Here is an 8,797-nt window from a genome sequence, read left to right as displayed (position 1 = left end):
CAGTCAGGAGTGAATACGGGGCCGCTGCGTAAAGTCGCTGTCTCGTCCCTGATCGCTCGACACACGCCATCCCTGGCGTGTAACGCTTTACTCCGCGGCCCCGAATTCCCTCCTTCATCTGATTCTGTGCGCGCTGCTTTTCAAAACAGCATTATCAATGCTGATGTGCGATGGGAAGGCGGCTCGGGGAGCAAAGCGTCCGCCGCAAGGATGCGGCGGCCGAGGCTACAGGGATGTATTTACGCCGTCTTTGCGATCGAGCCGCCTTCCCTGAGCAGCGCACCAAACAAAAGCGATGGTATTTATTCCTAACCCGCTAATTCACCGATCCCATCCGGCAAATCAACCTTACCCGTCATTATTCCCACTTTACGTACTCCATCCCTTACTCAGTCAACCCCGCCTGCTTAATTCGCGACACATTCTTCTTATGACCGCTTTTTGCTTTTTGCTGATTTCTTATGCCATTACCCCAGCATATTTCGCTGCCTGAACGTCATAACGCACGGAGAATCGTTCAGATATTCGACATTTACCAATAACTTTTGTGTGTTTTTTAGCGGTGATAATCACTGTCATTTGGCACCATAGCCAGATAATCACGCGGCATTGAGCGCTTTATCACCTTTTTAAATTTTGGCTGAGCGCAATAACCCTGTTTTTTATCGTTGCTTGCACTTACTCACACTCTGTGTAAATAACCCCACCTTGTATTGACGTTCTTTGCAACTGTTGACAAATTGATGCGTCAATAACATGCAGAGTAGGGCGATTCAGAGAGCCACTGGCTATCGGATGACAAAATAAACCACTCGCATGCTGCCCGAACCGCATAAAAAAATTCAGAGGTCGGGCGACGCACACAACATCACATCACAATGGAGCAAAACATGATCAACTCCCTGGCTAAATCCAGGATGCTGAAGGTCGGTCTAAGCCTGATTGCTTTGACCGTTGCCGCGGGTGTCCAGGCGAAAACCCTCGTTTATTGTTCTGAAGGTTCGCCGGAAGGCTTCAACCCACAGCTCTTCACATCGGGTACCACTTACGATGCCAGCTCCGTGCCGATCTACAACCGTCTGGTTGAGTTCAAAACCGGTACTACCGAGTTGCAGCCGGGTCTGGCTGAGAAGTGGGACGTTAGCGAAGACGGTAAAACTTACACCTTCCACCTGCGTCAGGGCGTGAAGTGGCAAACCACCAAAGACTTCAAGCCCACTCGTACCTTCAACGCTGACGATGTCGTGTTCTCCTTCGAGCGCCAGCTCGACAAAAACAACAAGTTCCACGGTGTTTCGGGCGGCAGCTACGAATACTTCGAAGGCATGGACATGCCTAAGCTGATCGCAAAAATCGAGAAAGTTGACGATTACACCGTACGCTTCACCCTGACGCGTCCAGAAGCGCCGTTCATTGCTGACCTCGGCATGGACTTCGCCTCAATCCTGTCAAAAGAGTACGCTGACAACATGCTGAAAGCCGGCACGCCAGAGAAGCTGGACCTCAATCCAGTGGGCACCGGCCCATTCGTGCTGCAGCAGTATCAGAAAGACTCACGCATTCTGTATAAAGCCAACCCGGACTTCTGGGGCACCAAGCCGAAGATTGATCGTCTGGTGTTCTCCATCACGCCTGATGCGTCTGTGCGTTACGCCAAACTGCAGAAGGGTGAGTGCCAGGTGATGCCGTACCCGAACCCGGCTGACATCGCCAGCATGAAGAAAGATGACAAAATTAACCTGATGGAACAGCCTGGTCTGAACGTCGGTTACCTGTCATTCAACACCGAGAAAAACCGCTGGATAACGTGAAAGTGCGTCAGGCACTGACCATGGCGGTAAACAAACAAGCCATCATTGATGCCGTTTATCAGGGCGCTGGCCAGGCCGCGAAAAACCTGATCCCGCCAACCATGTGGGGCTACAACGACGACATCAAGGATTACGCCTACGATCCGGCGAAAGCCAAAGAGCTGCTGAAAGAAGCAGGCATGCCGGATGGTTTCTCTATCGACCTGTGGGCAATGCCGGTACAGCGTCCTTACAACCCGAACGCCCGTCGTATGGCGGAAATGGTTCAGGCTGACTGGGCGAAAATCGGCGTGAAGGCCAAGATCGTCACCTTCGAGTGGGGCGAGTACCTGAAACGTGCTAAAGCCGGTGAACACCAGACCGTGATGATGGGCTGGACCGGTGATAATGGGGATCCGGATAACTTCTTCGCCACCCTGTTCAGCTGTGCTGCGGCGAAAGACGGTTCTAACTACTCTCGCTGGTGCTACAAGCCGTTTGAAGATCTGATTCAGCCAGCGCGTTCAGAAGCCGATCACAACAAACGTATCGAGCTCTACAAACAGGCTCAGGTGGTGATGCATGACCAGGCTCCGGCACTGATCATCGCTCACTCCACCGTGTATGAGCCGGTGAGCAAGAAAGTGACAGGCTATGTGGTTGATCCATTAGGTAAACATCACTTCGAAACGTCGATATCCAGGAATAACCTTTCGGATTATCGCGGTCTGGGCCAGCGCTGCTGGCCCTCGGGCGGCACCTTTGCCGCCCGGTCTCCGCACTTTTTTTCCGGCTAATTTCTTATATACCCTAAATAATTCACGCTACAGAAAGGCGGCAAGTTCGTGAATGCCCGGGAGCTTACTCAAGTAAGTGACTGGGATGAGCGAACGCAGCTAACGCAGATGCAGCGTGAAGTATGACGGGGATTTTGAAGCGCTTCTTGCGTCGCGGTCGGCTTTGTCGATTGCGTGTTGTGAGCAATGTAGTCCCTGGCGGTAACGCCACGGGAAATGACTGAGAATCCGGCTTATGCTGCAATTCATATTCCGACGTCTGGGCCTTGTCATCCCAACGTTCATCGGTATTACCTTACTGACCTTTGCGTTTGTCCATCTGATCCCCGGCGACCCGGTGCTGATCATGGCGGGTGAACGCGGCATCTCTCCCGAGCGTCACGCCCAGCTGATGGCCCAATTTGGCCTCGACCAGCCAATGTGGAAACAGTACATCACCTATATCAACGGTGTGCTGCACGGCGACCTCGGCATCTCACTGAAAAGCCGCATCCCGGTATGGGATGAGTTTGTGCCCCGTTTCAAAGCCACACTGGAACTCGGCTTCTGCGCAATGCTCTTCGCCATTGCGGTGGGCATTCCAGTGGGCGTGCTGGCTGCGGTTAAGCGCGGCTCAGTATTCGACCATACGGCGGTCGGTATCTCATTGACCGGCTACTCGATGCCGATTTTCTGGTGGGGCATCATGCTGATCATGCTGGTGTCGGTGCAGTGGAACCTGACGCCGGTTTCCGGGCGCATCAGTGACATCATCTTCCTCGATGACAGCCATCCGCTCACCGGCTTCATGCTGATCGATACGCTGATCTGGGGCGAGCCGGGTGATTTTAAAGATGCGGTGATGCATATGATTCTGCCGGCCATCGTGCTCGGCACCATCCCGCTGGCGGTGATTGTGCGTATGACGCGCTCCTCAATGCTGGAAGTGCTGGGTGAGGATTACATCCGCACCGCACGCGCCAAAGGCCTGACGCGTATGCGTGTGATTGTGGTGCATGCGCTGCGCAACGCCATGCTGCCGGTGGTCACCGTTATCGGTTTGCAGGTCGGTGCTTTGCTGGCCGGTGCGATTCTGACGGAAACCATCTTCTCATGGCCGGGACTCGGTCGCTGGCTGATCGAAGCATTGCAACGCCGTGACTATCCGGTGGTGCAGGGCGGCGTGCTGCTGGTGGCGATTCTGATCATCGTGGTCAACCTGCTGGTTGATCTGTTGTACGGCGTGGTCAATCCGCGCATTCGACATAAGAAATAAGGGGGCATCATGACAACTGTTGATCCCGCAAGCGTAAGCGCTGCACCCAAGCCGATGACCCCGATTCAGGAATTCTGGCACTACTTCAAACGTAATAAAGGCGCGGTGATTGGCCTGTTTTACATCATCCTGATGCTGCTGATCGCCATCTTTGCCGACGTGCTGGCACCGCACGCGCCGTCAGAGCAGTTCCGCGATGCGCTGCTCCATCCGCCGGTTTGGCAGGATGGTGGCAGCTGGAAATTTATCTTTGGCACCGATGACGTGGGCCGCGATGTGTTGTCGCGCCTGATGTACGGTGCGCGCCTGTCACTGTTGGTCGGCTGTCTGGTGGTGGTGCTGTCGCTGATTCTCGGCGTGGTCTTTGGCCTGATGGCCGGTTACCTCGGCGGTGTGGTGGATGCGATCATCATGCGCCTGGTGGATATCATGCTGGCGCTGCCAAGCTTGCTGTTGGCACTGGTGCTGGTGGCGATCTTCGGCCCGTCGATTGTGAACGCCTCGCTGGCGATTACCTTCGTCGCCCTGCCGCACTATATCCGTCTGACGCGTGCTGCGGTGCTGGTGGAAGTGAACCGTGATTACGTGACCGCTTCCAGCGTGGCGGGGGCCGGTACGCTGCGCCAGATGTTCGTCAATATTCTGCCTAACTGCCTGGCACCGCTGATCGTGCAGGCGTCATTAGGTTTCTCCAACGCCATCCTTGATATGGCGGCGTTGGGCTTTCTCGGAATGGGGGCGCAACCGCCTACGCCGGAGTGGGGCACCATGCTCTCCGACGTATTGCAGTATGCGCAAAGTGCCTGGTGGGTCGTGACGTTCCCTGGTGTCGTCATCCTGCTCACCGTGCTGGCATTCAACCTCATGGGCGATGGTTTGCGTGATGCACTCGACCCGAAACTCAAGCAGTAAAGAGGCACCGAGATGGCACTATTAAATGTAGAAAAACTGTCGGTGCACTTCGGCGACGAAAAAACACCGTTCCGTGCAGTAGACCGTATCAGCTATCAGGTTGAACAAGGCCAGGTGGTGGGGATTGTGGGTGAATCCGGCTCCGGTAAATCGGTCAGCTCGCTGGCGATTATGGGTCTGATTGATTATCCCGGCCGTGTGAAGGCGGAAAAGCTGGAGTTCAACCAGCGCGATTTGCAAAAGATCTCCGAGAAAGAGCGCCGCCAGCTGGTGGGCGCCGAAGTGGCGATGATCTTCCAGGACCCGATGACCAGCCTTAACCCGTGCTACACCGTGGGCTTCCAGATCATGGAAGCGCTGAAGGTGCATCAGGGCGGCAGCAAACGCACCCGTCGTCAGCGCGCGATTGATTTGCTGGATCAGGTGGGGATTCCCGATGCAGCATCACGTCTGGATGTTTACCCGCATCAGCTGTCTGGCGGCATGAGCCAGCGCGTGATGATCGCTATGGCGATTGCCTGCAAACCCAAATTGCTGATTGCCGACGAACCGACGACGGCGCTGGATGTGACCATTCAGGCGCAAATCATCGAACTGCTGCTGGAATTGCAGAAGCAGGAGAACATGGCGCTGATCCTGATCACCCACGATTTGGCGCTGGTGGCAGAAGCCGCGCAGCACATCATCGTGATGTACGCCGGTCAGGTGGTGGAAAGCGGCAAAGCGGTGGATATCTTCAAAGCGCCACGTCATCCGTACACCCAGGCGTTGCTGCGTGCATTGCCTGAGTTTGCGGCGGATAAAGCGCGTCTCGCCTCGCTGCCGGGTGTGGTGCCGGGCAAGTATGACCGTCCAACCGGCTGTTTGCTCAATCCGCGCTGTCCGTATGTGACTGAACGCTGCCGTCGTGAAGAACCTGAACTGCGTGACATTCCGGGTCGCCAGTCTAAATGCCATTTCCCACTGGATGATGCCGGGAGACCAACTTATGAGTCTTGATAACACTAAGCAGGATTACCTGCTGCAGGCGATCGACCTGAAAAAGCATTACCCGGTGAAGAAAGGGCTGTTTGGCCAGGAGCGTCTGGTCAAAGCGCTGGATGGCGTGTCGTTTAATCTTGAACGTGGCAAAACGCTGGCGGTGGTGGGCGAGTCGGGTTGTGGAAAATCCACCCTTGGCCGTTTGCTGACCATGATTGAAACGCCGACCGAAGGCCAGCTGTACTGGCACGGTCAGGACTTGCTCAAGCACGACCCGCAGGCGCAAAAGCTGCGTCGTCAGAAAATCCAGATCGTGTTCCAGAACCCGTATGGCTCACTCAATCCACGCAAAAAAGTCAGCCAGATTCTCGAAGAGCCGTTGGTGATCAATACCTCACTGACTAAAGCGGAACGTCGCGAGAAAACGCTGGAGATGATGGCGAAGGTTGGCCTGAAAACCGAACATTACGACCGCTATCCGCACATGTTCTCCGGTGGTCAGCGTCAGCGTATCGCCATTGCGCGTGGTTTGATGCTCGATCCCGACGTGCTGATTGCCGATGAACCGGTCTCGGCGCTGGACGTGTCGGTGCGCGCGCAGGTGCTGAACCTGATGATGGATTTGCAGCAGGATTTGGGTTTGTCGTATGTGTTCATTTCGCATGACCTGTCGGTCGTTGAACACATTGCTGACGAAGTGATGGTGATGTATCTCGGCCGCTGTGTGGAGAAAGGCAGCAAAGAGGCGATTTTCAGCAATCCGCGTCACCCTTATACGCAGGCATTGTTGTCAGCCACGCCGCGTCTTAATCCGGATGAGCGTCGCGAACGTATTAAACTCACCGGCGAGCTGCCTAGTCCGCTGAATCCGCCGCCGGGCTGTGCGTTTAACGCGCGCTGCCGCCGTCGCTTTGGCACCTGCGTTCAGTTGCAGCCCAAACTGAAGCAGTATGGCGATCAGCAGATTGCCTGTTTCGCGGTGGATCAGGATGAGAATCAGCCTGTGGGCGTGTAATTAATAACGCCAGAAATGACTAAAGGCTCCTGCGGGGGCCTTTATTTTTTCGTGCGTTATACTTCAGAGTTGCTTACGCGAAAAATGTATCTGCCGACAACGCTTTGAAATGTATTACCCCAGCGCATCAGTAATGGATTGGTCCTGATAAAGTCATTAATCGTTAAGGCAAATTCTGAATAGCGTCAGGATTATGTGAGCATAATCACACGTCTGTTAAATCCGTAACTTATACCACTTCCGCATCATATCAGTAGCTTAGGTGAATGTTTTTGCCGTTATTATTTCAGTTAATCGATATTAATAAATCTCCGGCCTTAAATATCTGCATGCTTTTTGCATTGCCAGATTTTCAATCATATTGATAAAAGTCTTTTGTTGAATGCGCCGTTTTTATAATCAGAATTCTCTCACTCTCTTTTAATGTGTGTGATATATTCGCGGAAAATTCCCTCCCGCTTTTACAGGCTCTGATCATGAAGAATTACGACGATCTGCAGCGTTTTAAAGAAAAGACCAAAACGCTTGATATCGCTTTTAAGGATATGTCTGGGCAATCGCAGGAAGCGGATCACAGCCAGTGGGCGATCATTCGCCAGTTGGCGACCGATAATGAGCCAGAGTTAGGCAGTGGTCAGCGTATTGACCTGCCACAGCCACAGCCAATTCGTGGCGATGAATTTACTGCACCGGCTGCGCCAATGCAGGCTGCGCCTGTGGTGGTTGCCCCGGTTGCCAGCACCTCACGCGGTTCGATTCTTGATAGCCTGGCGGCCACTGCGCCGGTTGAATCTACCCCTGCGACGCCACCAGCGGGCATTTCATCACTGTTCCCGCCTGCTCCGGCGGCTAAATCGGCACCTTCTGTATTGACCCAGGCGCCGAAAGCCACGCACGTTGAACGTCAGGCGACCACTTCACTGTTTCCACCCGCACCGGCAAAACCGGCGGCCGCAGTCGTACCCGCTCCGGCGGTTGCATCTGCACCGATCTTTGCCGCACCGGTTGAAGCGGCGCGCCCGGCTGCACCTGCGCCTGTGTATGCCGCACCGGCTGAGCCAGCGCGTCCTGCACCTGCGCCAACGTTCGCCGCACCAGCAGAACCGGCGCGTCCAGCTGCTGCACCGTCTCGCTTTGGCTCACTGTTCCGCTCACGTCCCGCGGAACCTGCTAATATTTCTAAAGAAACACCCTTAAAACCGCTATTGGAGAAGATTGCGCTATGCCGTTAGTTTGTGTGTGCTCGCCAAAAGGGGGAGTAGGGAAAACCACCATGGCGGCCAACCTTGCATGGAGTCTGGCTCGCGCTGGCAGCAAGGTGTTGGCAATCGATTTCGATGTCCAGAACGCATTGCGCCTGCATTTGGTGTGCCTTTGCACGACGGTCGTGGCTTTGTAGCGCGTTCGGAAGAGCTGGCCGACTGGAGCCAGTCCATCCTCACCACCGGCGGTAATATTTTCGTCATGCCTTATGGCGACGTCACCGAAGAGCAGCGTGAGCGTTTTGAAGAGAACTTAATTAAGGACCCGCATTTCCTGCGTCGTGGTCTGGACACAGTTTTAAATTATCCGGGACTGGTGATTATTGCCGATTTCCCGCCGGGTCCTGGTCCGGCACTTAAAGCTATGCAGGCATTGGCCGATATGCATTTAGTGGTGATGCTGGCCGATACCGCCTCCGTCTCTTTGCTGCCGCAAATTGAAAATGACCGCATGATAGGTCAGCCACTTAATAATAAGCGTGGTCACTATTTCGTGCTTAACCAGAGTGACAATCGCCGCAATATTAGCCGTGAAGTGACGGACTTTATGCAGCAGCGCCTGGGTGAAAATTTATTAGGCGTGGTGCACCGTGATGAAAGTGTCGCGGAAGCGAATGCCTCACAACAATCAGTTTATGATTTCAGCCCGGCTTCTGCGGCGGCATTTGATATTGAACTGGTGGCGAAACGCGTGGCCAATATCCTGAGTATTACCGTGGGTAACGGTGAAGTTCAGGCTCCCATTCGTAGCCATTATTAATCGCCAGACGCTTGTCTGGCGGTAT

The 8,797-nt window shown here is 54.4% G+C and carries 5 protein-coding genes and 2 pseudogenes; all 7 read left to right on the top strand.

Going from position 1 to position 8,797, the window contains the following annotated elements; genetic code table 11:
- Window positions 1–890: 890 nt before the first annotated feature.
- The 7 genes and pseudogenes from dppA to bcsQ all read left to right on the top strand — a co-directional run bounded on the left by dppA (window position 891) and on the right by bcsQ (window position 8,772).
- Window positions 891–2,499, top strand: a pseudogene (gene dppA, locus HA45_RS18160) (dipeptide ABC transporter periplasmic-binding protein DppA).
- A gap of 323 nt (window positions 2,500–2,822) precedes the next feature.
- Complete coding sequence (gene dppB / locus HA45_RS18155) at window positions 2,823–3,842, top strand: dipeptide ABC transporter permease DppB (RefSeq protein WP_100701510.1); 1,020 nt, start codon at window positions 2,823–2,825, stop codon at window positions 3,840–3,842.
- 9 nt (window positions 3,843–3,851) lie between these two features.
- Window positions 3,852–4,754, top strand: a complete 903-nt coding sequence (gene dppC, locus HA45_RS18150; protein ID WP_100701509.1) for a dipeptide ABC transporter permease DppC — start codon at window positions 3,852–3,854, stop codon at window positions 4,752–4,754.
- Between the two features lie 12 nt (window positions 4,755–4,766).
- Entirely contained in the window at window positions 4,767–5,753 is a 987-nt protein-coding gene (gene dppD / locus HA45_RS18145) for a dipeptide ABC transporter ATP-binding protein (protein ID WP_100701508.1), read from the top strand.
- On the top strand, window positions 5,743–6,750 hold the full coding sequence (dppF, locus tag HA45_RS18140) for a dipeptide ABC transporter ATP-binding subunit DppF (protein WP_100701507.1): 1,008 nt from the start codon (window positions 5,743–5,745) through the stop codon (window positions 6,748–6,750). Before dppD ends, dppF begins: the two co-directional genes overlap by 11 nt.
- A gap of 476 nt (window positions 6,751–7,226) precedes the next feature.
- On the top strand, window positions 7,227–7,982 hold the full coding sequence (bcsO, locus tag HA45_RS18135) for a cellulose biosynthesis protein BcsO (protein WP_100701506.1): 756 nt from the start codon (window positions 7,227–7,229) through the stop codon (window positions 7,980–7,982).
- A pseudogene (bcsQ, locus tag HA45_RS18130) lies at window positions 7,973–8,772 on the top strand (cellulose biosynthesis protein BcsQ). The gene bcsO and the pseudogene bcsQ overlap by 10 nt, the downstream one beginning before the upstream one ends.
- Window positions 8,773–8,797 lie beyond the last annotated feature (25 nt).

The organism is Pantoea rodasii (assembly GCF_002095465.1).
Taxonomy (GTDB): domain Bacteria; phylum Pseudomonadota; class Gammaproteobacteria; order Enterobacterales; family Enterobacteriaceae; genus Pantoea; species Pantoea rodasii.
This window is presented reverse-complemented; position numbering and strand designations above follow the sequence as displayed.